General features: G+C 73.1%; 23 protein-coding genes. 15 read left to right on the plus strand and 8 right to left on the minus strand.

Going from position 1 to position 24,647, the window contains the following annotated elements; genetic code table 11:
* Window positions 1-34: 34 nt before the first annotated feature.
* Window positions 35-973, minus strand: a complete 939-nt coding sequence (locus tag ACIRG9_RS04360) for a pseudouridine-5'-phosphate glycosidase (RefSeq protein ID WP_402849915.1) — start codon at window positions 971-973, stop codon at window positions 35-37.
* Between the two features lie 88 nt (window positions 974-1,061).
* Here ACIRG9_RS04360 and ACIRG9_RS04365 point away from each other — a divergent pair, with 88 nt between their 5' ends.
* The 3 genes from ACIRG9_RS04365 to ACIRG9_RS04375 all read left to right on the plus strand — a co-directional run bounded on the left by ACIRG9_RS04365 (window position 1,062) and on the right by ACIRG9_RS04375 (window position 3,937).
* Window positions 1,062-1,280, plus strand: coding sequence for a DUF3039 domain-containing protein (locus ACIRG9_RS04365; RefSeq protein WP_120777989.1), 219 nt, complete (start codon window positions 1,062-1,064; stop codon window positions 1,278-1,280).
* A gap of 39 nt (window positions 1,281-1,319) precedes the next feature.
* On the plus strand, window positions 1,320-1,970 hold the full coding sequence (locus tag ACIRG9_RS04370) for a trimeric intracellular cation channel family protein (protein WP_402849918.1): 651 nt from the start codon (window positions 1,320-1,322) through the stop codon (window positions 1,968-1,970).
* Window positions 1,971-2,203: 233 nt separating this feature from the next.
* On the plus strand, window positions 2,204-3,937 hold the full coding sequence (locus tag ACIRG9_RS04375; RefSeq protein WP_402849921.1) for a DEAD/DEAH box helicase: 1,734 nt from the start codon (window positions 2,204-2,206) through the stop codon (window positions 3,935-3,937).
* A 209-nt stretch (window positions 3,938-4,146) separates the two neighbouring features.
* Here the strand turns inward: ACIRG9_RS04375 and ACIRG9_RS04380 are convergent, their stop codons facing one another.
* The gene (locus tag ACIRG9_RS04380; RefSeq protein ID WP_402850275.1) at window positions 4,147-4,380 is read right to left on the minus strand and encodes a hypothetical protein; all 234 of its coding nucleotides are present in this window, start codon (window positions 4,378-4,380) and stop codon (window positions 4,147-4,149) included.
* A 247-nt stretch (window positions 4,381-4,627) separates the two neighbouring features.
* A complete protein-coding gene (locus ACIRG9_RS04385) occupies window positions 4,628-6,235 on the minus strand; it encodes an RNA polymerase sigma factor (protein ID WP_402849924.1) in 1,608 nt (535 codons plus the stop codon).
* 283 nt (window positions 6,236-6,518) lie between these two features.
* On the opposite strand from ACIRG9_RS04385, the gene ACIRG9_RS04390 reads away from it, so the two are divergent.
* On the plus strand, window positions 6,519-7,340 hold the full coding sequence (locus ACIRG9_RS04390) for an inositol monophosphatase family protein (RefSeq protein WP_402849927.1): 822 nt from the start codon (window positions 6,519-6,521) through the stop codon (window positions 7,338-7,340).
* Between the two features lie 72 nt (window positions 7,341-7,412).
* Here the strand turns inward: ACIRG9_RS04390 and ACIRG9_RS04395 are convergent, their stop codons facing one another.
* Complete coding sequence (locus ACIRG9_RS04395) at window positions 7,413-7,931, minus strand: LytR C-terminal domain-containing protein (RefSeq protein ID WP_402850278.1); 519 nt, start codon at window positions 7,929-7,931, stop codon at window positions 7,413-7,415.
* Window positions 7,932-8,368: 437 nt separating this feature from the next.
* On the opposite strand from ACIRG9_RS04395, the gene ACIRG9_RS04400 reads away from it, so the two are divergent.
* Window positions 8,369-8,665: a DUF4193 domain-containing protein gene (locus ACIRG9_RS04400; protein WP_402849930.1), complete on the plus strand. Its 297-nt coding sequence runs from the start codon at window positions 8,369-8,371 to the stop codon at window positions 8,663-8,665.
* A gap of 395 nt (window positions 8,666-9,060) precedes the next feature.
* Window positions 9,061-9,777, plus strand: coding sequence for a hypothetical protein (locus ACIRG9_RS04405; RefSeq protein WP_402850280.1), 717 nt, complete (start codon window positions 9,061-9,063; stop codon window positions 9,775-9,777).
* A 6-nt stretch (window positions 9,778-9,783) separates the two neighbouring features.
* Here ACIRG9_RS04405 and ACIRG9_RS04410 read toward each other — a convergent pair whose 3' ends face one another.
* On the minus strand, window positions 9,784-10,284 hold the full coding sequence (locus ACIRG9_RS04410) for a DUF3093 domain-containing protein (protein ID WP_402849933.1): 501 nt from the start codon (window positions 10,282-10,284) through the stop codon (window positions 9,784-9,786).
* 86 nt (window positions 10,285-10,370) lie between these two features.
* Here ACIRG9_RS04410 and dut point away from each other — a divergent pair, with 86 nt between their 5' ends.
* From dut to ACIRG9_RS04430, 4 genes are all read left to right on the plus strand, one after another.
* Entirely contained in the window at window positions 10,371-10,868 is a 498-nt protein-coding gene (dut, locus tag ACIRG9_RS04415) for a dUTP diphosphatase (protein ID WP_402849934.1), read from the plus strand.
* Window positions 10,869-10,893: 25 nt separating this feature from the next.
* Window positions 10,894-11,571, plus strand: coding sequence for a DUF3710 domain-containing protein (locus tag ACIRG9_RS04420; protein WP_402849937.1), 678 nt, complete (start codon window positions 10,894-10,896; stop codon window positions 11,569-11,571).
* Window positions 11,572-11,775: 204 nt separating this feature from the next.
* Complete coding sequence (locus ACIRG9_RS04425; RefSeq protein WP_402849939.1) at window positions 11,776-12,156, plus strand: OB-fold nucleic acid binding domain-containing protein; 381 nt, start codon at window positions 11,776-11,778, stop codon at window positions 12,154-12,156.
* Window positions 12,153-12,836, plus strand: a complete 684-nt coding sequence (locus ACIRG9_RS04430; RefSeq protein WP_402849942.1) for a DUF3159 domain-containing protein — start codon at window positions 12,153-12,155, stop codon at window positions 12,834-12,836. The genes ACIRG9_RS04425 and ACIRG9_RS04430 overlap by 4 nt, the downstream gene beginning before the upstream one ends.
* A 32-nt stretch (window positions 12,837-12,868) precedes the next feature.
* Here the strand turns inward: ACIRG9_RS04430 and ACIRG9_RS04435 are convergent, their stop codons facing one another.
* Together ACIRG9_RS04435 and ACIRG9_RS04440 are read right to left on the minus strand one after the other, a co-directional pair.
* Window positions 12,869-13,558: a potassium channel family protein gene (locus tag ACIRG9_RS04435; RefSeq protein ID WP_402849944.1), complete on the minus strand. Its 690-nt coding sequence runs from the start codon at window positions 13,556-13,558 to the stop codon at window positions 12,869-12,871.
* 3 nt (window positions 13,559-13,561) lie between these two features.
* Entirely contained in the window at window positions 13,562-14,227 is a 666-nt protein-coding gene (locus ACIRG9_RS04440; protein WP_402849946.1) for a potassium channel family protein, read from the minus strand.
* Between the two features lie 146 nt (window positions 14,228-14,373).
* Here ACIRG9_RS04440 and ACIRG9_RS04445 point away from each other — a divergent pair, with 146 nt between their 5' ends.
* The 4 genes from ACIRG9_RS04445 (at window position 14,374) to dxs (ending at window position 21,110) form a co-directional block, all read left to right on the plus strand.
* Window positions 14,374-16,443 (plus strand): APC family permease, encoded by a 2,070-nt coding sequence (locus ACIRG9_RS04445; protein ID WP_402849949.1) that lies wholly within the window; start codon window positions 14,374-14,376, stop codon window positions 16,441-16,443.
* A gap of 47 nt (window positions 16,444-16,490) precedes the next feature.
* Entirely contained in the window at window positions 16,491-17,762 is a 1,272-nt protein-coding gene (locus ACIRG9_RS04450; protein ID WP_402850283.1) for a class I SAM-dependent RNA methyltransferase, read from the plus strand.
* A gap of 62 nt (window positions 17,763-17,824) precedes the next feature.
* The gene (locus ACIRG9_RS04455; RefSeq protein ID WP_402849952.1) at window positions 17,825-19,093 is read left to right on the plus strand and encodes an anhydro-N-acetylmuramic acid kinase; all 1,269 of its coding nucleotides are present in this window, start codon (window positions 17,825-17,827) and stop codon (window positions 19,091-19,093) included.
* A 70-nt stretch (window positions 19,094-19,163) separates the two neighbouring features.
* Window positions 19,164-21,110 carry a 1-deoxy-D-xylulose-5-phosphate synthase gene (dxs, locus tag ACIRG9_RS04460; RefSeq protein WP_402849955.1) on the plus strand — a complete coding sequence of 649 codons (1,947 nt, stop codon included), beginning with the start codon at window positions 19,164-19,166 and terminating at the stop codon, window positions 21,108-21,110.
* Window positions 21,111-21,382: 272 nt separating this feature from the next.
* Here dxs and ACIRG9_RS04465 read toward each other — a convergent pair whose 3' ends face one another.
* Window positions 21,383-22,573 carry a hypothetical protein gene (locus ACIRG9_RS04465; RefSeq protein WP_402850285.1) on the minus strand — a complete coding sequence of 397 codons (1,191 nt, stop codon included), beginning with the start codon at window positions 22,571-22,573 and terminating at the stop codon, window positions 21,383-21,385.
* Between the two features lie 155 nt (window positions 22,574-22,728).
* Here ACIRG9_RS04465 and ACIRG9_RS04470 point away from each other — a divergent pair, with 155 nt between their 5' ends.
* Window positions 22,729-24,612 carry a hypothetical protein gene (locus ACIRG9_RS04470; RefSeq protein ID WP_402849958.1) on the plus strand — a complete coding sequence of 628 codons (1,884 nt, stop codon included), beginning with the start codon at window positions 22,729-22,731 and terminating at the stop codon, window positions 24,610-24,612.
* Window positions 24,613-24,647: the final 35 nt, after the last annotated feature.

Consider the following 24,647-nt stretch of genomic DNA (forward strand, 5'->3'; position numbering starts at 1 on the left):
ACGCTTGCTCATGCCGCCACCTCGCTTTGTTCGTTCATGCAGCGGAGTCGTCGGTGCGCCGGGCCGTCGCGGCGACGGCGATACGTGCCGCCAGGTCCGCGTTGCGCAGGATGATCCGGACGTTGACCGCCAGGCTGGCACCCTCGGTGGCCGAGTGGAAGTGGGCCAGCAGGAACGGGGTGACCGCCTTCCCGGTCACCCCCTCCCGGGCCAGCATGGCCAGGCCGTCGGCGAGCGTGCGGTCGTGCAGCGCCGGGTCGAGCTGCTCGTCGGTCGGGAGCGGGTTCGCCACCACCAACCCGCCGTGGTGCACATCCTGCCGTTCCCGGGCGAGGAGCACGTCGGCGACCTGCTCCGGCGACTCGACCGACCAGTCCAGGTCGAAGCCGGCGTCGGTCAGGTAGAAGCCGGGGAAGCGGCGGGTGCGGTAGCCGACCACGCTCACCCCCAGGGTCTCCAGCCGTTCGAGGGTGGCGCCCACGTCGAGGATGGACTTCACCCCGGCACAGACCACCGCGATCGGCGTCCGGGCCAGGGTGATCAGGTCGGCCGACTCGTCGAAGGTCTGCGCCGCCTCCCGGTGTACCCCGCCCAGGCCGCCGGTGGCGAAGACACCGATCCCGGCCGCGGCGGCCACCGCGCTGGTCGCGGCCACCGTGGTGGCGCCGTCCGCGCCGGTCGCCGCCGCCACGGCCAGGTCGCGTACGGAGAGCTTGCTCACGCCGTCGACCGTGGCGAGCCGGGTCAGCTGCGCGTCGTCCAGGCCCACGATCAGCTCGCCGGCGACCATGCCGATGGTGGCCGGAACCGCACCCGCATCCCGGACCGCCTGCTCGATCCGCCGGGCTACCAGCAGATTGTCCGGCCGGGGGAGGCCGTGCGAGACGATGGTGCTCTCCAGGGCGACGACGGGACGCCCGTCGTGCAGGGCGTCGGCCACCTCGGGGCCGAAACTGATGTGAAAGTTGGTCACTTCCGTTACGGTACGGGCCGCGCTCGGGCTGGTCTGCGGTGGACCGGCCCCGCGGGACCTGCAAAACTGGAAAGTTGGAGGTGCAGACGTGAGCACACAGGTTCTTGAGCGTCCCGAGCTGAAGGACGCCGATACCGGCCCCGAGATGTTCCACTACGTGCGCAAGGACAAGATCGCCGAAAGCGCGGTCATGGGCACGTTCGTCGTCGCGTTGTGCGGGGAGACCTTCCCGGTCACCAAAGCCGCCAAGCCCGGGTCGCCGGTCTGCCCCAAGTGCAAGGAGATCTACGACTCCTGGGGAGAGTGACCGTGGGCGATCCCGCCGCCCCGCACGTACCCTTCGCCGGTGACCACCTCCACCGTCCTGCTCGTCGCCGACCTCACCGGTGTCGCGGTCTTCGCCGCCTCCGGCGCCTCCGCGGCGGTGGCCAAGCGGCTTGACCTCTTCGGGGTGGTCTTCGTCGGCGTCGTCGCGGCGCTCGGCGGCGGGATCTTCCGCGACCTGGTCATCAACGAGGTTCCGCCGCTGGCCTTCGCCGACTGGCGGTACGCGGTCACGGCGGCGGCGGTCGCCGCCGCCGTGTTCTGGCTGCACCCGCAGCTCGCCCGGCTGCGCACCACCGTGCTGGTGCTCGACGCGGCCGGTCTCGGCCTGTTCACCGTCACCGGCACGCTCAAGGCCCTCGACGCCCACGTCCCGGCGGTCGGCGCCTGCATGATCGGCATGCTCACGGCGATCGGCGGCGGGCTGGGCCGGGACCTGCTCACCGGGGAGATCCCGGTGGTGCTGCGCCGGGAGATCTACGCCCTCGCCGCGCTCGCCGGGTCGATCACGGTGGCCCTGCTGGCGGCGTACGGAGAGGCGCACACGGCCGGGCTGATCCTCGCCGCCGCCTTCGTCTTCGTGCTGCGGCTGATCTCGCTGCGGCGGCGCTGGTCCGCGCCGGTCGCCACCCTGCGTCCGCCCCGCACCGGCACCCGCGGCCCGCGGGGCTGAGTCCGGCGCCGCCGTTGCGCGCACTCCGCGTCGGCCGGTGCGGTGGCCCCAGGCGGGCGTCGACGGCCGGGCCGGCGGATGTGACCAGCGTGGCGTCGAGTGGGGAGAAGCGGCTCCGCTGGTTATGCTGAGTCGGCCTTCGCGGCACCGATGCGCGAAGGCCTTTTCATGGGCGGTGATCCCCGTGGCCCTCGGCCCGGGCCCGCTGTCGTGCGGTCCGAGAGGAGCTACGGGTGGCACCGCGGTTGCCGGCGCTCGACACGTTCCCGCCCCTGCGAGCCTGGCAGCGCAAGGCGATGGTGGACTACCTGCGCCGCCGTACCGATGACTTCACCGCGGTCGCCACCCCGGGCGCGGGCAAGACGACCTTCGCCCTGCGGATCGCCGCCGAACTGTTGAACGACGGCACCGTCGAAGCGGTCACCGTGGTCGCCCCGACCGAGCACCTGAAGACCCAGTGGGCGCAGTCCGCCGCCGCGGTCGGCATCCAGCTCGACGCCGCCTTCCGCAACGCCGACCTGCACTCCTCCGCCGACTTCCACGGTGCCGTGGTCACGTACGCCCAGGTCGGCATGGCGCCGCAGGTGCACCGGCGGCGCACCATGACCCGGCGCACGCTGGTCATCCTCGACGAGATCCACCACGCCGGCGACTCGCGTACCTGGGGCGACGGCGTCAAGGCGGCCTTCGAGCCCGCGGTACGCCGGCTGATGCTCACCGGCACGCCGTTCCGCTCCGACGACAACCCGATCCCGTTCGTCAGCTACGAGCGGGGCGGGGACGGGTTGCTGCGGTCCCGTGCCGACTCCGTCTACGGCTACTCCGACGCGCTGCGCGACGGCGTGGTCCGGCCGGTGCTTTTCCTGGCGTACTCGGGGGAGACCCGGTGGCGTACCAACGCCGGGGAGGAGCTGGCCGCCCGGCTGGGCGAGCCGATGACCCAGGACCTGATCGCGCAGGCCTGGCGTACCGCCCTGGACCCGGCCGGCGACTGGATGCCACAGGTGCTGCGGGCCGCCGACGCCCGGCTGACCGTGCTGCGCGACGCGGGCATGCCCGACGCCGGTGGCCTGGTGATCGCCACCGACCAGCAGACCGCCCGCTCGTACGCGAAGCTGCTGGAACAGGTGACCGGGGAGAAGGCGGCGGTGGTGCTCTCCGACGACCAGGGCGCCTCCGCGCGGATCGCGACGTTCGCGGCGTCCGGGCAGCGCTGGCTGGTCGCGGTCCGGATGGTCTCCGAGGGCGTCGACATTCCCCGGCTGGCGGTTGGCGTCTACGCGACCAGCGCCAGCACCCCGCTCTACTTCGCGCAGGCGATCGGCCGGTTCGTCCGGGCCCGGCGGTCCGGGGAGACCGCCTCGGTCTTCCTGCCCAGCGTGCCCCACCTGCTCGGGCTGGCCAGCGAGATGGAGGCCGAGCGGGACCACGTGCTCGGCAAGGCGAAGGAGTCCGACGGCTTCGACGACGACCTGCTGGAGCGCGCCCAGCGTGACGACCAGGCCAGCGGCGAGCTGGAGAAGCGGTTCGCCGCGCTCTCCGCGACCGCCGAACTGGACCAGGTGATCTTCGACGGGGCGTCGTTCGGCACCGCCGCCCAGGCGGGCACCCCGGAGGAGGAGGAATACCTCGGCCTCCCGGGGCTGCTCACGGCCGACCAGGTCTCGATGCTGCTGAGCAAGCGGCAGGCCGAGCAGCTCGCCGCGCAGCGGCGCAGGGCCGCCCAGCGGACCGCCGAGCCGGCCACTGAGACCCTGGCGTCAGCGCCGCCACCCATGAGTGCCGCCCAGCGCCGGGTGGCGCTCCGGCGACAGCTGAACGCCCTGGTGGCCGCCAGGCACCACCGGACCGGGCAGCCACACGGCAAGATCCACGCCGAGCTGCGCCGGATCTGCGGCGGCCCGCCGAGCGCCCAGGCCACCATCGAGCAGCTCGAAGAACGCATCGCCACCGTCCAAACCCTCTGACCGTCCCCGCCCGAGGGCGCGTCGGGTAAGCCTCGATCGACTCGTGCGCGGCATGCGGCGGTGTCGGCGGGTGCCGGAGACCACCGTTCGCGGCGTGTGGAGTGGATCGCAGGGTCAAGGGGCGGTGTCCGGGAATGGGCTGGTGGCGGGTAAAGGCCGGCCGGAGGCACCTTTCGGTTACCTCCGGCCGGCTATGTCGGGTTGCCGACTCAGTTCGCCATCAGATCGGCGCCACGCCAGCTGAATTCCGGGTCCGCCACGTACCGCACAGTGATCTTGACGAGATCCTCTGCGTACTTGTTCGCGTGGTGCCCACAGAACACCAGCTCGCTCCCACCCGCCAGAGTGATCCGGAGCTTGCCGGCAGCATTGCAGCGGTCGCACCGTTCATCGGCGGCCGGGGGGCTCACCGTCTCGGGCGGCGGCGTGAGGGTCGGGTTCATCGCCTTCCTCCTCTGGTCGTCACCGATGAACACTCTCTTCGGTCCTTGCTCACCTATCGTGCAACACCCTGCTCGTGCCCTGCCTTCCCTGTGTGCCCGCGGGGGACCGAGGTCACACCTGGCGTGGAGACAGTGTGCCGTGCACCAAGGGTGCCACGTCAACGATCACAAACAGGCAACCGACCGATCACCATATGAGTGTTCTACGGCTGGTGGTCAAACCGACACGGCTGGTTGACGTGCGCGGTCAGTCCAGGTAGTCGCGGAGTACCTGGGAACGCGAGGGATGCCGCAACTTGGACATGGTCTTGGATTCGATCTGCCGGATGCGCTCCCGGGTCACGCCGTACACCTGGCCGATCTCGTCCAGGGTGCGGGGCTGACCGTCGGTCAGGCCGAAGCGGAGGCGTACCACGCCCGCCTCACGCTCGGAGAGCGTCTGGAGGACCTGCTGGAGCTGGTCCTGGAGCAGCGAGAACGAGACCGCGTCGACCGCGACCACGGCCTCCGAGTCCTCGATGAAGTCACCGAGCTGGCTGTCGCCCTCGTCACCGATGGTCTGGTCGAGCGAGATGGGCTCCCGGGCGTACTGCTGGATCTCCAGCACCTTTTCCGGCGTGATGTCCATCTCCTTGGCCAGCTCCTCCGGGGTGGGCTCGCGGCCCAGGTCCTGGAGCAGCTCGCGCTGGATCCGGCCGAGCTTGTTGATCACCTCGACCATGTGCACCGGGATGCGGATGGTGCGGGCCTGGTCGGCCATGGCGCGGGTGATGGCCTGGCGGATCCACCAGGTGGCGTAGGTGGAGAACTTGTAGCCCTTGGTGTAGTCGAACTTCTCGACCGCGCGGATCAGGCCGAGGTTGCCCTCCTGGATGAGGTCGAGGAAGGCCATGCCTCGACCGGTGTAGCGCTTGGCCAGCGAGACGACCAGCCGCAGGTTCGCCTCGAGGAGGTGGTTCTTGGCCCGCTCGCCGTCCCGGGAGATCCAGAGCAGGTCGCGCTGCATGTCGCGGGTGAGCTTCTCCTCACCCTCCTCGGCGGCGCGCAACCGCTCGGCGGCGTAGAGGCCGGCCTCGATCCGCTTGGCGAGCTCGACCTCCTGCTCCGCGTTGAGCAGCGGCACCTTGCCGATCTGCTTCAGGTAGGCCCGGACGGAGTCGGCGGAGGCGGTCAGCTCGGCGTCGCGACGCGCCTGCTTGAGCGCCTCGGACTCCTCGTCGTCCCACTCGAAGTCGTTGTCGCTGGCGGAGTTGGCCGCGTCGGCCTCGGCGGCCCGGGTCAGCTCGGCCGGCTCCTCGACCACCACGTCCTCGATCGCGGCGGCCAGTTCCTCCGGGTCGATCTCACCCTCGGCGCCCTCGCCCTTCGGGGCGTTGGCCGGCTTCGCCCCGGCGGTCTTCGCGGCCACCGTCGCCTTGGTGGCCCGGGTCGCCTTGGTGGCCTTCGCCGGGGCGGCGGCCTTGGCGGCCACCTCGGCGGTGGTGCCGGCGGCCTTGCGCGCGGTCGCCTTCCGCGGGGCGGGTGCCGGGGCCTCCTCGGCGGCCGGCGCCTGCTTCGGCGCGGGCGCGGCGGCCTTTTTCGTCGTCTTGGCGGTGGTGGCCCGGGAGGCCGGCGTGGCGGATCGGGCGGCGGCCACCCGGCGGCGGGTGCTGGCGGAGCCGTCCACGACCACCGTCACCCCCGCCTCGGAGAGCGCACGCAGGATCTTCTTGGCCTGGGCCGGGGTCACCTCAGCGGACTCGACGGTGCGCGCGAGCTGGGCCGACGTGAGCTGGCCGCCGGCGCTCTGCGCGTGGGCGATCAGGGTGTCGGTGAGCGAGCGAACGTCGGCGCCGGTCTGGCGGGGATCTGTCACGAAGACCTTCCGGAGGCGAAGAGCGAGCACGGCCGGGTCGTCCGGCGCAGCACGGAGCGCCGTGCCGGGCGAGTCGTTGAGGGACCCCCGCGTCCCGGGCCGGCCGGTCGCTGGCGGTCCGTGGCGCGTGGGCAGGGTGAATTGTAACGCCGTCTGCGGCGATCATCCCGCGCCGCACGGCGTAACGGCGGTATGGACCACCGATTCGACGCAGATGTGGACTTTGTAAGGATGATACCCGCGCTCGGCCGGCGGGGCCCGGTCGTGCGGGAAGGGGACAAACATGATCCGCTCGGCGCCCACTCCGCCGGACCTGTTGGAGATCGCCGTCACGGTGGCCCGCGACGCCGCCGTCACCGCACACCGTATGCGTGCCGAGGGGGTGTCGGTCGCCGCCACCAAGAGCACCGCCACCGACGTGGTCACCGCCGCGGACCAGGCCGTCGAGCGGCAGGTGCTGGACGCCCTGCGGACGCTCCGGCCGGGCGACGCGGTGCTGGGCGAGGAGTACGGCGCGGGGGAGGCCGGCCCGGTCGCCGACGGCGGGGTGCGCTGGATCGTCGACCCGATCGACGGCACGGTCAACTACCTCTACGGGCTGCCGCACTGCGCGGTCTCCCTCGCCGCCGAGGTGGCCGGTGAGGTGGTGGCCGGGGTGGTGCGCAACATCGTCACCGGGGAGGAGTGGACCGCCACCGCGGGCGGCGGCGCCTGGCGGGACGGGGAGCGGCTGCGCTGCTCCACCGAGACCGATCTGGGGCAGGCACTGATCGCCACCGGGTTCGGCTACGCGGCCGACCGCCGGGCGCACCAGGCCCGGGTGGTCGCCGAGCTGATCCCGCACATCCGGGACATCCGCCGGATGGGTGCCGCCGCGTTGGACCTCTGCCTGGCCGCGGAGGGGCGGGTGGACGCCTACTACGAGAAGGGGCTGGCCGCCTGGGACCTGGCCGCCGGCGGGCTGGTCGCGCGCGAGGCCGGGCTGCTGGTGACCGGCCTCGCGGGCCGGCCGGCCGGGCCGGATCTGGTGATCGCCGCGCCGCCGGCGCTCTTCGAGCCGCTGCACACCCGGCTCGCCGCCCTGGACGCCTCCGGCGGACCCTGACTCGACCGCGCCGAGTGCGACCGGGCGGTCTCCCGTGCGGGGAACACGCCCGGTCGCCGGCCCGGGGTGGGGCTAATTCTTCTCGTCGGGCGCCGGGCAGGTGCCGCGCGGCGCCTCGGGCGAGCCGAGGTCGCCGAGAGACTGGTTGACCTCGGTGGTGGTGGCCAGCTGCTGGAAACCGTTGCCCAGGACCACGTCGACCGTGTCGTCCTTGCGGTTGATGTCGAACTGCGTCTCGGCGTTGTTGAGGAAGTAGGCGCGCAGCAGGTGCGCGCCGCCGACGCCCTTGGGGCCGTAGCGCAGCACCGCGACGCCCTCGACGCCCTTCGACGCGTTGCCCACCTTCTTCACCTGGAACTTGCGGTTGCGGAAGTCGTCGGCGACGCCGCCGGCCCGACCGGGCTCGTCGGTGGCGTTGTAGACGTTGATCTTGACATCCTTCGGCTCGTGCAGCGCGACGTCGGCCAGGGGCCAACCCTTCGGACAGCCCTTCGCCGTGCCCGCCTTGCTCTGGGTGTCGCGGACCATCGCGACAACGACGAAGACCAGGGCGACGACCGCCAGCAGACCGACGACAACGAGTGCCCGCACTCGCGCAAAACTCATCTGGGCGCTCCCGCAGGATGGTTGGGTGGCGGCGGCCGTTGGCGGTCAGGCCGCCCCGTCGGCCGTCGAGTACGCCGCTGAGGTTAACGGTTGTCCGGCTGTCGCGTGGAAACAGTCCGACATGCCGGCGCGCCACCGGAGGAACGGGTAGTACTACCCCTATCTTCGTGTCGCCTGAGTCACATTGGGAACAACTTCGGGGGCGGGGGCGTACATCTCTGCCACGGGGACGGTATACATTGCCTCGCCCAAAGGGGGGGGTAAGGTTCCGCGCTCCCGGGGAGTTCCTGTCCGGGCGGGACTCGGCCCACCGGTCGTCGGGTCGGGTGACCGACACAAGTGGTGGCCGGCCAGTGGAACCGAAGCACGTCCTCCGGCGTTACAACCGGAAGCGACCATATCGATATGGGAGAGTGAAACCGATGGCCACCGACTACGACGCCCCGCGTCGCGACGAGGTCGACCTCGGCGAGGACAGCCTGGAAGAGCTCAAGGCCCGGCGGGTCGACTCACAGTCGGGTGCCGTGGATGTCGACGAGGCCGAGGTCGCTGAGAGCTTCGAGCTGCCTGGTGCCGATCTGGCCGATGAGGAGCTCACGGTCAAGGTGCTACCGATGCAGCAGGACGAGTTCCGATGCGCCCGCTGCTTCCTGGTCCACCACCGCAGCCAGCTGGCAGTCCAGCGCAACGGCGAGCTGATCTGCCGCGAGTGCGCATGACCGGGATCCGCGTCACCAGCGGCGGCCTCCGTGACGGGGCCGCCGCTGTTCGAGTCACCGTGCACGCGTGGCGAGGAGCTGCTTGACTCGTAAGGGCGGCTGCCGCGTCGCGTGAGCACGGGAGGGCAGACGGGTGAGCGAGCGAACCATCAGGCTCAGTAGCGTGGTGTCTCGCGCCGCCGGGGAGCGGAGCGAGGCGGCGGCGTGAGCGAGCGGAGCGAGCGAACCATTCGGCTCAGTAGCGTGGCGTCTCGCGCCGCCGGGGAGCGGAGCGAGGCGGCGGCGTGAGCGAGCGTAGGCCCGATGGACCGGGTGCCGAGGGACCGACCGGCGGCGACGCCGAACGGCCGGCTCCGGCCACCCCGGACGGCGACGCGGACCAGCTCGGCGCAACCGTGGCGGCGCTGACCGCCGACGACCTCGCTCCGAGCCGGCGCCGGCAGCTGCTCGCCCGGATGGCCGGCCAGGCCCGGTCCCGTGGCCTCACAGACCTGTTCAAGCCTAAGGCCGCGCTCCGCTGGATGACGGACACGGTCGCCGAGGTCGCCCCGCACGTACCGGTCCGCGACCTGGCCACGCTCCGGCGGCACTTCCCCGGCCTGAGCGACGACGAGTTGGTCGAGCGGCTGATCCGTAACGCCGCCCGGGCCACCGCCGGCGTCGGCGCGGCCGGCGGTGGGGTCACCGCGGTCGAGTGGACGGTCGCCCCGACGCTGCTCTCCGCGCCCGTGCTGCTGGCCGCCGAGACGATCGCCGTGGTCGCGATCGAGCTGAAGCTGATCGGCGAGCTGTACGAGGTCCACCGGGTGCCGTTGCCCACCCGTGGCACGGAGCGCGCCGTGACCCTGGTGCAGTCCTGGGCCGGCCAGCGTGGGGTCAACCCGATGATGCCGGGAGTCGGGGTCGGCGCCGTGCTCGGCACCGCCGCCCGGCGGGAATTGCGCGACCGCCTGCTGCGCCGGTTCGGCCGGAACCTGACCACCCTCGGGCCGTTCCTGACCGGGGCCGCAGTCGCCGGCTACCTCAACCGCCGGGCCACCCGAAGCCTCGCCGACCAGCTCCGCAAGGACCTGCGCCGCCAGGCCCGGGCGCTGCCACCCGCCTGGCCCTGACCCGGCTCAGCCAGCGTCGCGGGCGGCGAGGATCGCCGCGGCGAGCTCCACCGGGCGACGCGTGCTCACCACCCAGAACGGGGTCGGATCGGCCGGGTCGTCGAGCACCACCTGCACCGCGCCGCCGATCCACGGGCGCTGCACCACGAAGGCGAGCGGGTCGGAGCCGACGCCGAGGACCTCGCGCCGACCGGCGGTGTCCAGCGGGACCGCGTCGGCCACGTGGCGCACCGGGAGGCGGGCGTCGTCCACCCGGAGCTCCCCGTCGTGGACCGCGACCCGGATCCGGCCCAGCCAGGCCAGCACGAGCACCGCCGCCGGGATCAGCAGCACGAACGGCAGCCAGGACCGCAACCCGGAGGCGCCCATCCAGAGTTCGGCGGCGAGCAGTCCGACGAAGGCGAGCCCGGCCGGCCAGGCCCACCAGGGCAGCCGTAGGCGCTCCGCGTACTCCGGCGGGACGGCCACCGGCGACGCCGGGGCGGACGAGGACGACGACTGGCGCACAGTCCGAGGGTACGGCGCACGACGGGCCGGACAACCGGCAGGATGGCAGGGTCACCCCGCAAGGACCGGACGGAAGAGGGAGACCTGTGACAGACGTCGTATCCGTGCCCGTGCGGCAGCTCGACCCGGAGCTGCCGCTGCCGGCGTACGCCCACCCCGGCGACGCCGGCGCGGACCTGGTGGCCGCCGCGGACGTGGAGTTGCCGCCCGGCGGCCGGGCCCTGGTGCCGACCGGCGTGGCCATCGCGCTGCCGGAGGGGTACGTCGGTCTGGTGCACCCACGATCGGGGCTGGCGGCCAGGCTCGGCGTGACGGTGCTCAACGCGCCCGGTACGGTCGACGCCGGCTACCGAGGTGAGATCCTGGTCAACCTGATCAATCATGATCGGGAGACGCCGGCGAAGATCAGCCGGGGCGACCGGATCGCGCAGCTCGTCGTCCAGCGGGTCGCGCGGGCCGAGTTCCGGCCGGCGGCCGAGCTGCCCGCGTCCCGGCGCGGGACGGGCGGGCACGGGTCGACCGGCGGACACGCCGGGCTGGTCCCGGCACCGGCGGACGGGCACACGGAAGAGGTGGCAGGGTGAGTGTGAACAGCGGAGGGTGGGCGCAGTGATCTTCTCCCGAAAGCGGGCCGGCGAGGCGCGGCACGCGCGTGACGAGCGGACCACCGAGGTCCTCGACACCGAGGAGACCGGTGAGTCGACCTCGTCGGCGCGCGGCCCGTACGACGTCTCCGAGGCGCCCGACGAGCCCCGGCTCGACCTGGGCAGCCTCCAGATCCCGGCGGTGGCCGAGGTCGAGGTGCGGGTGCAGGCCGACCCGCAGGGCGTGATCCAGCAGGTCGTGCTGGTGCACGGCGAGAGCGCCCTGCAGCTCGGCGTCTTCGCTGCGCCCCGCTCCGAGGGCATCTGGGACGAGGTGCGCGAGGAGATCCGGCAGTCGCTGTTCAACGACGGCGCCGCCGCCCAGGAGGTCGAGGGGGAGTACGGCACCGAGCTGCGCGCCCGGGTCCGTACCCCGGACGGCCTGGCCGACCTGCGCTTCGTCGGCATCGACGGGCCGCGCTGGATGGTGCGCGGGGTATACCAGGGTGGTGCGGCCACCGATCCCGCCGCGGCCGGCCCGCTGTCGCTGTGCCTCGGCGGCCTGGTGGTCGACCGGGGCCAGGAGGCCAAGCCGGTCCGTGAGCCGCTGCCGCTGCGACTGCCCCGCGAGATGGCCGAGCAGCAGGCCGCCGAGCAGGAGGCCGCCGGGCAGCCGCCGGCGCCCGGCCAGCGCGAGGCCTGAGACGTACCACACCGGGCCCGGTGCCGTCGGTCTCTCGACGGTGCCGGGCCCGGTGTCGCGGTACGCGGGTGAGGCAATCCGCACCTACGCCGGATCCGCGGGCGGGCCGGTTCGGCGTACGCTGGCGGGACGGTTCCGGCATACCGGGGCCGGGGCCCAGTGCCGGCGGGGGCCGGCCAGCGTGGAGAGGGTGACGCGGAGGTCATGACGACCGACGAGAGCCGGCTGTCGCTGCGGCGTCTCCTGCATCGGCTCACCGCGAGCGAGGCCGAGATCGAGGCGCAGGAGCTGCGCCGGGAGAGCGCCGAGTCGGGTGGCACGCCGGCCCATCAGTGCACCCGGGGCCAGGTGGTCTCGGTCGCCGGGCGACTGCGCACGGTGGTCTACACACCCCGGACCAACCTGCCCACGCTGGAGGCGGACCTCTACGACGGCAGCGACGTGGTCACCCTGGTCTGGCTGGGCCGGCGGCACATCGCCGGCATCGAGCCGGGCCGGCACCTCACCGCCCGCGGCCGGGTGGCCGTCCGGGACGACCGCAAGGTGATCTACAACCCGTACTACGAGCTGGAGTCGCCGAAGTGACGACCGGACAGCATCCGACCACCGAGCCTGAACTCGGTCCGGAGGACGAGGAGCGGCTGCCCAGCCTCGCCGAGCAGATGGCCGACCAGCTCGGCGGCTGGCGGGGCCTGGTCGAGTCGAGCATCCCCGTGGTGGTCTTCGTGATCGCCAACGTGGTGGGCGAGCTGCGCCCGGCGGTGATCGCCTCGGTGGCCGTGGCGCTGCTGCTCGCCGGGTTGCGGCTGGCCCAGCGCCGGCCGGTCCGACACGCGGTCAACGGCCTGTTCGGCATCGCCATCGGTGCCGCCATCGCCTGGCGTACCGGCAACGAACGGGACTTCTACCTCCCCGGCATCCTCTACGGCATCGGCTACGGCCTGGCCCTGCTGCTGTCGGCCGCGATACGGCAGCCGCTGGTGGGCTGGCTCTGGTCGGTGCTGGTGGCCAAGGGCAAGTCGGAGTGGCGGGACGATCCGCGGCTGGTGCGCACCTTTACCCAGCTCACCGTGCTCTGGGGCGTGGTCTGGCTGGCCAAGGTGGGCGTGCAGGCCGGGCTCTACCTGGCCCACCAGGACACCGCGCTGGGCGTGGCCCGGCTCGCCCTGGGCTACCCGCCGTACGCGCTGCTGCTGTTGATCACCATCTGGACGGTACGCCGGGTGACCCGGGAGAACGCGCCGACGCCGTTGCCGGGGGCCTGAGCCCCCGGCCGCACCGGCTCCGCCGCGCGGGGTCAGCCCTGGTCGTTGCCGCGCTCGGCGCTGGCCGGGCCGAGGATCACCGCCCGGACGTCCTCCTCCACGACGGCCGTGCACACGAAGATCAACTCGTCGCCGGCCTCGATCGGGTCGTCCGGGCTGGGCACCAGCACCCGCTTGCCGCGCAGGATCGCCACCAGCGCCGCGTCCCGGGGGATCGGCACCGCGTGGATCGGCTGGCCCACGTACGGCGCGCTCGGCGGCAGAGTGATCTCGACCAGGTTCGCCTCGCCCTGCCGGAAGGTCATCAGCCGGACCAGGTCGCCGACCGTGACGGCCTCCTCGACCAGGGCGGCCATCACCCGCGGCTTGCTCACCGCGACGTCGACGCCCCACTGCTCGGTGAACAGCCACTCGTTCTCCGCCCGGTTGACCCGGGCAACCACGCGGGGCACCGCGAACTCGGTCTTGGCCAGCAGCGACACCACCAGGTTGACCTTGTCGTCGCCGGTGGCGGCCACCACCACCTCGCAGCCGGCGATGTTGGCCTCCTCCAGGCTGGCCAGCTCGCACGCGTCGGCGAGCACCCACTCGGCCGCCGGCACCCGGTCGGGGCGGAGCATCTTGGGCTGCCGCTCGATCAGCATCACCTGGTGCCCGTTGTCGATCAGCTCCTGGGCGATGGACCGGCCCACGTTGCCCGCGCCGGCGATGGCGATGCGCATGGCTCAGTGCCCTCCTTCCGGCGGCGCCGCCGCCACCGACGTGACCGGGCCGATGATGTCGTCGGTCACCAGCATGAAGACCTGGTCGCCCTCCTGCACCACCGTCGAGGCGGTGGGCAGGGTGCCGATCCCGAACCGGGTCAGGTACGCCACCCGGGCTCCGGCGGACTCTTCGAGCTGGCGCAGCGGCCGGCCGATCCAGTCCTTGTGCACCGACACCTCGATGATCGACACGGTGCTGGTCAGGTCCCGGAAGATCTCGACGTTGCCCTCGGGCACCAGGTGCCGCAGCATCCGGTCGGCCGTCCACCGGACCGTGGCCACGGTGGGGATGCCGAGCCGCTCGTAGACCTGGGCACGGCGCTGGTCGTAGATGCGGGCGGCCACCCGGGAAACGCCGAAGGTCTCCCGCGCCAGCCGGGCCGAGATGATGTTGGAGTTGTCGCCGCTGGAGACCGCCGCGAAGGCGTCCGCGCGTTCGATGCCGGCCTGGCGCAGCACCTCGCCGTCGAAGCCAGCGCCGGTCACGGTGATGCCCGCGAAGTCCGGTCCGAGGCGGCGGAACGCGTCGGCGTCCTGGTCGATCACCGCCACCGAGTGGCCGCGGGACTCCAGGCTGTGGGCGAGGGTCGACCCCACCCGGCCGCAGCCCATGATCACGACATGCAACGTGTCCGCTCCTCCCACGGTGCGCTCCGGTGGCCCCGTCGACTGCGAGCCTGCCACGTCCCCGCGGTGGGCGGGGGATCGACCGTACCGCGCGGGCGATCAGCCACCCCCACCACAGCCGGCGGGTGGTCGTACTCTTGGCGGTTGTGGCCAGACCCACCTCGCTGCTGAAGCGACTCCTCGTCGGTCGACCGTTCCGGTCCGACCGGCTCCAGCACACCCTCCTGCCGAAGCGGATCGCCCTGCCGGTCTTCGCCTCCGACGCGCTGTCCAGCGTCGCGTACGCGCCGGACGAGATCCTGCTGACGCTCTCCATCGCGGGCGCGTCGGCGTACCTCTTCTCGCCGTGGATCGCGCTCGCGGTCGTGGTGGTGATGCTCACCGTGGTGGCCAGCTACCGGCAGAACGTGCACGCCTACCCCTCGGGCGGTGGCGACTACGAGGTGGCGACGGTCAACCTGGGGCCGCGCGCCGGCCTGGCGGTGGCCAGCGCGCTGCTGGTCGACTACGTGCTCACCGTGGCGGTGTCGATCTCCTCCGGAGTGGCCAACCTCGGCTCCGTGCTCCCCTTCGTGGCCAGCCACAAGGTGCTGATCGCGGTCATCGCGGTGACCCTGCTCACCGCGATGAACCTGCGCGGCCTGCGCGAGTCCGGCACGGCGTTCGCCATCCCGACCTACGGCTTCGTGATCGTGGTCGGCGCCATGCTGCTCACCGGCCTGATCCGGATTTTCATCCTCGGTCACGAGCTGCGCGCGCCCAGCGCCGGCCTGGAGATCCAGGCCGAGCACAGCGTCACCGGCTTCGCGTTGGTCTTCCTGCTGCTGCGCACCTTCTCCTCGGGCAGCGCCGCGCTCACCGGGGTGGAGGCGATCTCCAACGGGGTGCCGGCGTTCAAGGCGCCGAAGAGCCGCAACGCGGCCACCACGCTGCTGCTGCTCGGCCTGATCGCGGTGAGCATGCTGTTCGGCATCATCTGGCTGGCCCGGCTGACGCGGCTGCAGTTCGTCGAGTCCCCGAGCCAGATCATCTCCGGGCCGGACGGGTACGTGCAGAAGACCGTCACCACCCAGCTCGGCGAGGCGGTCTTCGGCCACGGGTCGGTGCTGCTCTACATCGTCGCCGGGGTGACCGCGCTGATCCTGTTCCTGGCCGCCAACACCGCCTTCAACGGCTTCCCGGTGCTCGGCTCGATCCTGGCCCAGGACCGCTACCTGCCCCGCCAGCTGCACACCCGGGGTGACCGGCTGGCGTTCTCCAACGGCATCGTGTTCCTCGCCGTTTCCGCGGCCGTGCTGATCGTCGGTTTCCAGGCCGAGGTGACCCGGCTGATCCAGCTCTACATCGTCGGGGTGTTCGTCTCGTTCACCCTCTCCCAGGCGGGCATGATCCGGCACTGGAACCGGCATCTGCGCCACGAGCGCGACCCGGAGGCGCGCCGCCGGATGGTGCGCTCCCGGGCGATCAACGGCTTCGGCATGGCGCTGACCGGCACGGTCCTGATCATCGTGCTGGTCACCAAGTTCCTGCTCGGCGCCTGGATCGCGATCGCCGCGATGGCGATGATCTACCTGTTGATGCTGGCCATCCGCCGGCACTACGACCGGGTCGCCGCCGAGCTGGAGCCGACCGAGGCCCGGGGCATCCTGCCCGCCCGTAACCACGCCGTCGTGCTGGTCAGCAAGCTGCACCAGCCCACGCTGCGGGCCATCGCGTACGCCCGGGCCACCCGGCCGGACACGCTGACCGCGGTGACCGTGAACGTCGACGAGAAGGACACCCGGAATCTGCAGGCCGACTGGGAGCGGCGCGAGCTGCCCGTGCCGCTGACCGTGGTCGACTCCCCGTACCGGGAGATCACCCGGCCGATCCTGAACTACGTCGCCTCGGTCCGCCGCGAGTCGCCCCGCGACGTGGTCACCGTCTTCATCCCCGAGTACGTGGTGGGCCGCTGGTGGGAGAACCTGTTGCACAACCAGAGCGCGCTGCGGCTGAAGGGGCGGCTGCTCTTCGAGCCGGGCGTGATGGTGACCAGCGTGCCCTGGCAGCTAGCCTCCACCGCCAACAAGAACCTGGACCGGCTGGACGCCACGCTCAGCCGCGGCCCGAAGCGCGGTCCCCGGGTGGCCCCGCGCAGCACGCTGCCGCCTACCGTCCCGCCGGTGGTCTCCGCCCCGCCGGCGGAGAGCGGCCCGAGCACCGGGGAGGGCCAGTGACGGGCGGGCCGGCCGAGAGCGGCGTGGCGGCCGGGGCGGCCGGGAGCATCGGGTCCGCCGAGAGCGCCGGGGCGGCCGGGAGCGCCGCGAGCGGTGGTCGGCGCGGGCTGGAGGAGGCCGAGCGGGTCGAGCTGACCGTGGCCGCGGTCGCGCCGGGCGGGCACTGCGTGGCCCGGGTGGACGGCCAGGTGGTCTTCGTTCGGCACGCGCTGCCCGGCGAGCGGGTCGTGGCGGAGGTGACCGAGCTGCACCGGGGCTTCGCCCGGGCCGACGCGGTGGAGATCCTCGTCGCCTCGCCGGACCGGGTCGAGCCGCCCTGCCCGTACGCGAAGCCGGGCCGCTGTGGCGGCTGCGACCTCCAGCACGTCGCCCCCGCGGCCCAGCTCGACTGGAAGACCGCCGTGGTGCGTGAACAGCTCACCCGGCTCGGCGGCCTCACCGACGGGCAGGTCGACGCGCTCGACCTCCGGGTGGCGGCCCTGCCCGGCGGGCCGCTGGGCTGGCGCTCCCGGGTCCGCTACGCGGTCGACGGGGCCGGCCGGGCCGGGCTGCTCAAGCACCGTTCGCACGAGGTGGTGCCGGTCGATCGCTGCCTGATCGCCCACCCGCGCATCCAGGAGCTGCCGGTGCTGCTGCCCAGCGGGGCCCGGTGGCCGGACGCCGACGCGGTGGAGACGGTCGCCTCGACCGGCGGGGACGTCAGCGTCACGGCGTTCGCCGCGGGGGCACCCACCCCGGTCAGCGGTCCGGAGGTGGTCCGCGAGGTGGCCGCCGGCCGGGAGTGGCAGCTGGCAACATCCGGCTTCTGGCAGGTCCACCCGGCCGCGGCGGACACCCTGGTCGGCACGGTCCTCGACCTGCTCGACCCGCGCCCCGGGGAGACCGCCTGGGACCTGTACGGCGGTGCCGGGCTCTTCGCCGCGGCCCTGGCCGGACGGGTCGGCGACGCCCGGATCACCCTCGTCGAGTCCGCCGAGCAGGGGGTGGCCGCGGCCCGGGAGAACCTCGCCGACCTGCCCGCCGTGGAGGTGGTCGCCGCCCGGGTGGAGACCGCGCTGGCCCGCCGCCGGGTCACCGGCCCGGTCGACCTGGTGGTTCTCGACCCGCCCCGGTCCGGGGCCGGCGCGCCGGTGGTGCGGCACATCGCCGCCGCCGGCCCGCGCGCGGTGGCGTACGTGGCCTGCGACCCGGCCGCCTTCGCCCGGGACGTACGCGCCTTCACCGGGCTGGGCTGGCGGCTGGCCGCGCTGCGTGGCTTCGACCTGTTCCCGATGACCCAGCACGTCGAGCTGGTCGGCCTCCTGCTGCCCGCCGCCTGAACGGTGGCAGGTGTTGGCAGGGGGTCCTTCCTCTACCTCAAGCGTTGACAGGGGGCCTTTCCTTGCGAATCGTCGGGCTGATGTCGGGGACGTCGTACGACGGGGTGGACGTGGCGGCGGCCGAGTTCACCCGGGACGGGGAGACGCTGCGGCTGCGCCCGCTCGGGCACCGTGGCCTGGACTACGCCGACGACCTGCGCGCCGAGATCGGTGCGCTGCTGCCGCCCGGGGCCACCACGATCGAGGCGGTCTGCCGGCTGGACAACCGGCTCGGGGAGGTCTTCGCCGAGGCGGCGGCGATCGGGGTCGAACTGGCCGGGGGCCGGGTCGACGCGGTGGTCTCGCCGGGGCAGACCGTCTTCCACTGGGTCGAGGCGGGGCGGGCCCGGGGCACCCTCCAGCTCGGCGCGCCGGCCCGGGTGGCCGCCCGGGTGGGCGTACCGGTGCTGCACGACCTGCGTTCGGCGGACGTGGCGGCCGGCGGTCAGGGCGCTCCGCTGGTGCCGGCCTTCGACGCGCTGCTGCTCGACGCGGGCAGGGCGCTCGACCCGGCCGCCGGCGCGCTCGCCGCAGCCGGCACCGGGCCACGGTCGGCACTCGACGTGGCCGGCACCGCGCCGGGCACGACCCTCGATCCGGGCGGTGCCGCGCCGCGGGCGGCGCTCAACCTCGGCGGTATCGCCAACCTCACCGTGGTCGCCCCGGACGCCCCGGTTGTCGGGTACGACGTGGGCCCGGCCAATGCCCTGCTCGACGCGGCGGCCCGGCGCTTCCTCGACCGGCCCTGCGACCTGGACGGGGCCCGCGCGGCGGCCGGCCGGGTGCACCCGGGTCTGCTGGAGCTGCTGCTCGCCGAGCCCTACTACGCCGCGCCGCCGCCCAAGTCCACCGGGAAGGAGCTGTTCCACGGCGGCTACCTGGACGGGATGCTGGCGGCGCTGGGTGAGCCGGTGGCCGCCGACGACGTGCTCGCCACGCTGACCGAGCTGACCGCCCGGACGGTCGCCGCCGAGTGCGACCGGTTCGGGGTGACCGAGGTGGTCGCCGCGGGCGGGGGTGTGCGTAACCCCACCCTGTGCGCCCGGCTGTCCGCGCTCGGGCAGGGGCGGTGGCGGCTGCGGACCACCGACGAGCTGGGGGTGCCGGCGCAGGCCAAGGAGGCGTACGCGTTCGCCCTGCTCGGCTGGCTCTCCTGGCACGGGCTGCCCGGGGCGATCCCGTCGGTGACCGGGGCGTCCCGGGCCGCCGTGCTGGGCTCCTGGACCCCGTCCGGCCCGGCGTACGCGACGGTGCCGCCGGCCCCGCCGCGCCGGCTGTTCGTCACCCCGTGACCGGGCGTTCCGGCCGCTGAGATCCATGGTCGGGCTGCGGGCCGGTGGGCGGCCGATAGACTCTTCGGTCATGAGCGTTGAAGAGGACACGGCCAACGACGGTCGGCTGCTCGGCACCGTCCGGAGCCCGCAGGACGTGAAGCGGATGACCGCCGAGCAACTGGACATCCTCGCCGCCGAGATCCGTGACTTCCTGATCGCCAAGGTGTCCCGTACCGGCGGGCACATCGGCCCCAACCTGGGTGTGGTGGAGCTGACCCTGGCCATGCACCGGGTCTTCGACTCGCCGCGGGACCGGCTGCTGTTCGACACCGGCCACCAGGCCTACGTACACAAGATCATCACTGGTCGGCAGGAGGGCTTCGACAAGCTCCGCCAGCGTGGTGGCCTCTCCGGCTACCCGAGCCAGGCGGAGAGCGAGCACGACCTGATCGAGAACTCGCACGCCTCCACCGCCCTGTCGTACGCCGACGGCCTGGCCAAGGCGTACGCGCTGCGTGCCGAGAAGCGCTGCGTGGTCGCCGTGGTCGGCGACGGCGCGCTCACCGGCGGCATGTGCTGGGAGGCGTTGAACAACATCGCCGCCGCCGGCAACCCGCTCGTCATCGTGGTCAACGACAACGGCCGCTCGTACGCGCCGACCATCGGCGGCCTCGCCGACCACCTCTCGTCGCTGCGGCTCAACCCCGGCTACGAGAGGGTGCTCGACACCGTCAAGGACGCCCTCGGCTCGACCCCGCTGGTCGGCAGGCCGATGTACGAGGTGCTGCACGCGGTCAAGAAGGGCATCAAGGACGCGGTCGCGCCGCAGGCCATGTTCGAGGACCTCGGCATCAAGTACGTCGGCCCGGTCGACGGCCACGACGTGGCCGCGGTCGAGTCGGCGCTGCGTGCCGCGAAGAACTTCGGCGGCCCGGTGATCGTGCACGCGGTCACCCGCAAGGGCTCCGGCTACCGTCCGGCCGAGGAGGACGAGGCGGACTGCCTGCACGGCCCGGGTGGCGCGTTCGACGTCGAGACGGGGCAGCTGGTCGCTGCCCCCTCGGTGAAGTGGACCCACGTCTTCGCCGACGAGCTGGTCGCGATCGCCGACGAGCGGCCCGACGTGGTCGGCATCACCGCCGCGATGGCCGAGCCGACCGGGATCGCCAAGCTGGCCCGCAAGTACCCCAAGCGGGTGTACGACGTGGGCATCGCCGAGCAGCACGCCGCCACCTCGGCGGCCGGCCTCGCCATGGGCGGGCTGCACCCGGTGGTGGCCGTCTACGCCACCTTCCTCAACCGCGCGTTCGACCAGGTGCTGCTGGACGTGGCGATGCACAAGCTGCCGGTCACCTTCGTGCTGGACCGGGCCGGCATCACCGGCCCGGACGGGCCGAGCCACTACGGCATCTGGGACATGTCCGTCTTCGGCGTGGTGCCGGGCCTGCGGATCGCCGCGCCCCGCGACTCGGCCAGCCTGCGCGAGGAGCTGCGCGAGGCGATCGCCGTGGAGGACGGCCCGACCGTCCTCCGCTTCCCGACCGGCACGGTCGCCGGTGACCTTCCGGCCGTCCGCCGGGTCGGCACGGTCGACGTGCTGGCCGAGTCGGCGCGTACCGACGTGCTGCTGGTCGCGGTGGGCTCCTTCGCCGGCCTCGGCATGGAGGTGGCCGCCCGGGTCGCCGAACAGGGCTACGGCGTCACCGTGGTCGACCCGCGCTGGGTCCGCCCGGTTCCGGCCGAGCTGGTCGAGCTGGCCGCCGGGCACCGCCTCGTGGTCACCGTCGAGGACGGGGTCCGGATCGGCGGCGTCGGCGACGCGCTCGGCCAGGCCATGCGGGACGCCGACGTCCGGGTGCCGCTGAAGGACCTGGGCGTGCCGGCCGACTGGCACCCGCACGGCACGCGGGCGCAGATCCTGGCCGACCTCGGCCTGACCGCGCAGGACGTGGCCCGTGACGTCACCGGCTGGATCTCCGGCCTGGACGCCGAGTCCGTCGAGCCGCCCGCCGACCGGGCCGCCGCCAAGAACTGACGACGTACGCCGAACGGGCGGCCCTGCCTCACACCGGGCCGTCCGTTCGGCGTTTCCGGGCGGCCGGAACTCCGCGCGGGTGACCTATGGTCGGGACCATGCGACGGCCGCCGGCTGATCGTCCCCTCGGCCCGAGATCTTGGACATTTGCCGTTAGCAGCGAACGGTAAATGTCCAAGATTTCGGAGCCCGTGCGCTCAGGTAACCGAAGATGGCAGGGCCGCGATCGAGGTCACGTGCCGGCGCGGGGGCGCCGTCGAATCCGTGCCGGATCAGCCGCCGACGGACCTGTACCAGGTCTTCTCGGGGTCGGCCAGGCTGAACGTCAGGGGGCGCTCCGGCTGCGGCAGCACCACCAGGCCCGGCCGCTCCACCATCAGTGAGGTCGCCGGGGGAGCGGCGAGCGAGGTGTCCCGGTTGGCGCGCCAGCTCAGCACCGCCAGCGCCTGCCCGGGCACCGGCAGGCGGTAGGCCTGGAGCGTGGTGGACCGGTCGGCCACGGAGACGACCGGCGCCCCACCGTCGGCCGGGCGGTAGAGCACCGCGGTCATCGCGCCGGTGGCGCTCTCCCAGCTCAGCTGTTCCAGGTCGCCCGGCCCGCCGTCGCCCAGCGTGATCTCGCCCAACGACCGGACGGCGATCTTCTCCGTCGGCCAGGACTCCGGGACCGACCGTGGCGCCACCCGGTCGCCGCTGCGGCGCGGGACACTGCCGAACGGCCCGGCGTCACCGGCGAGGACGCAGGTGTCCAGCCCGGCCAGGGCCCGCTTGCCGGAGCCGGACTCGTCGCGGACCAGGGGATATCGGGGGACGGCGATGGCCGTACCCAGGTCGAGGAAGCGGTCGGCGGCCCGGCCGCGCGGCAGCGACCGGGTGGGGCGCAGGGCCGCGGTCAGCTCCACCGCCCGGCAGGGCGGCACGGTGACCGGCTCGGTCAGGCCCTCGGTGCTGGCCAGCGCCCGGGCGTCCGGGCCGAGCAGCCGCTGCACCCGGGCCGAGGTGAAGTAGCGGCGGCCGTCCGGGAGTTGGACCGGCAGCACGTCGGAGTAGACCAGGTAGCCGGGGTCGGTGTACTCGGTGGCGTGGGCCACCCGCCAGCGGTCCCCGTCGCGGCCGAGTTGCAGCAGCCACGAGGCGCTCTCGCCAGGTACGTCGGCGGCGACCAGGGCCAGCGGGGCCCCGGCCACCTGGCCGGCGAAGAGGATGCCGGACGAGGGCAGGTGCGCCCGGTCGTCGACCGGTGAGCGCCAGTCCCGGACGGCGGCGGTGATCGCGGCTCGCGCGGCGGCGTCGTCGGCCAGGCTGCCGCGTGCCGGCCAGACGGTCAGCGGCCCGTCCAGGCTGTCGTAGCCGGCCCGCAGCTCCGCCGGCTGCCGTCCGGCGACGGGGCCGCACCCGGCCGCGGCCAGCAACAGGGCCAGCAGCGCGGTGGCAGTCGTGCCGCGTCGGCGGACTCTGGCCACCCGTACGCCCCCGATCGCGTTGCCGGTCGTGTTGGAAGCCACATGGTACGAGATGTCCGGTGGGCCGGCAGCGCCGGTCCTTGCCCCCGTTGGTCCTCCACAATGGAGGCAGGCGATTCGCGGCCATTTTCCGGCTCCGGTAGAATCTGGCTACTGTGCCGCTTGCCGAGCCCCTCGTCGATTCGCCACCGGATGCCGACCTCCTGACCGGATCCGCCTCCACCACCCCCGGCGTCGTCGTCGCGCCGGAACCTCCCGCCCGGCGGGGGGCGTCCGCTGCCGGGACGGGCCGTTCGACGCCACGCTGGCGGTGGACGCCACGCCGCCTCAACCTCGCCGTGTACGGCGTCTTCCTGGTCGCCGCGGTCTGGGTGACCAGCCGGATCTGGATCGACCCGGCCGGCCGGGTGGCCACCCTCTACAGCAGCGACCCGGCGCAGGTGCAGTTCTTCCTCGCCCACTCGGTACGCGTCGTGTTGCACGGCGAGTTCCCGTTCTTCACCGACCGGTTCAACTATCCGGACGGGGTGAACCTGATGGCGAACACCGCCGTCCTGGCCCTCGGCATCCCGATGGTGCCGATCACCGTCCTGTTCGGACCGGCTGTCAGCTTCGTCACACTGGTGACGCTCGGCCTCGCCGGCACCGCCGCCGCCTGGTACCGGGTGCTCTCCCGGCACGTCGTGCGCAACCGGCTGGCCGCCGCCGTGGGCGCCTGGTTCTGCGGCTTCTCGCCGGCGATGCTGTCGCACGCCAACTGGCACCCCAACATCATCAGTCAGTTCCTGCTGCCGTTCATCGTCTGGCGGGTGCTCGTGCTGAGCCGCTCCACCCGCCCGGTCCGCGACGGCGTGCTGCTCGCCCTGCTGGTCACCGCGCAGGCGTTCATCAACGAGGAGATCCTGCTCTTCACCGCGCTGTCCTGCGGGGTGTTCCTGCTCGCGGTGGTGGTCCAGGAGCGCTGGCGGTGGGCCGCGGCGTGGCGACCGCTGGGCATCGGCCTGGCGGTCTGCGCGGTGCTCTCCGGCGCGCTGCTGGCGTATCCGCTCTGGGTCCAGTTCACCGGCCCGATGGCGTACCACGGCCTCAGCGACACGGTCCGCGACTACGGCAACGACATCTCCGCGTTCTTCGCCCCCGGCTCGCCCACCCTGGGCGGCAACGAGCGGGCGAACGTCAACCTGGCGCCGAACTACTCGGAGGAGAACGCCTTCTTCGGCTGGAGCCTGTCGCTGCTGGCCGTCGGCATCGCGGCCTGGCTGCGCCGGGAGGTGATGGTCCGGGCACTCGCGGCGACCGGGCTGTTCTTCGCGGTGCTCTCCCTGGGCGAGCGAGTGACCTGGTGGGACCGGGAGCTGATCACCGGGCCGTGGGAGCTGCTGGTCCGGCTGCCACTGCTCGACGCGGTGGTGCCCACCCGGTTCGGGCTGATCACCACCGTGGTCGTCGGGGTGTTGCTGGCGATCGCCGTCGAGCGGGCCTGGTCGCTGCGGACCATCGATCGGCGGACCGCGCGCACCCTCACCGTCGCCGGGCTGGTGCTCGCGCTGTTGCCGATCGCGCCGATGCCCTTGCAGGTCACCACCCGGCCGGCGGTGCCGGAGTTCATCACCGCCGACCGGTGGCGGCAGTACGTCGGCCCCGACCAGACCCTGGTGTCGGTGCCGGTGCCGAGCATGGGCAACACCGACCCGATGCGCTGGGCGGCCAGCACCGACCTGGCCTTCCGGATCCCCGGCGGCTACTTCCTCGCCCCGCGCAACGGGGTCACCGGTGACCCGGGCCGCTTCGGCGGCCGGCCCAGCGGCATCGGCGTGCTGCTGGCGGAGGTCGCGGCCACCGGGCGTACGCCGGTGCTGGACGACCGCCAGCGCCGCCGCTGCCTCGACGAGCTGCGGCACTGGCGGGCCGCCATCGTGGTGTTGCCGCTGGACCAGCCGAACGCCGAGCCGCTGCGGCGGACCGTCGAGCAGCTGATCGGCCCCGCTCGCCAGGAGCTGGACGTCTGGCTCTGGGACGTCCGCGCCCTCACCGGCTGACCGAGCCGGCCGACAGCGCCAGCCAGCCGCCCGGA

It is taken from the genome of Micromonospora sp. NPDC093277 (genome assembly GCF_044765245.1).
Lineage (GTDB): Bacteria > Actinomycetota > Actinomycetes > Mycobacteriales > Micromonosporaceae > Micromonospora.

Bases quoted from the DNA above. Each gene is read 5' to 3' on its own strand.
- ACIRG9_RS04390 (WP_402849927.1), top strand. From the start codon at position 6,519: ATGATCCGCTCGGCGCCCACTCCGCCGGACCTGTTGGAGATCGCCGTC.
- ACIRG9_RS04425 (WP_402849939.1), top strand. From the start codon at position 11,776: ATGACGACCGACGAGAGCCGGCTGTCGCTGCGGCGTCTCCTGCATCGG.
- ACIRG9_RS04400 (WP_402849930.1), top strand. From the start codon at position 8,369: ATGGCCACCGACTACGACGCCCCGCGTCGCGACGAGGTCGACCTCGGC.
- ACIRG9_RS04380 (WP_402850275.1), bottom strand. From the start codon at position 4,380: ATGAACCCGACCCTCACGCCGCCGCCCGAGACGGTGAGCCCCCCGGCC.
- ACIRG9_RS04435 (WP_402849944.1), bottom strand. From the start codon at position 13,558: ATGCGCATCGCCATCGCCGGCGCGGGCAACGTGGGCCGGTCCATCGCC.
- dxs (WP_402849955.1), top strand. From the start codon at position 19,164: ATGAGCGTTGAAGAGGACACGGCCAACGACGGTCGGCTGCTCGGCACC.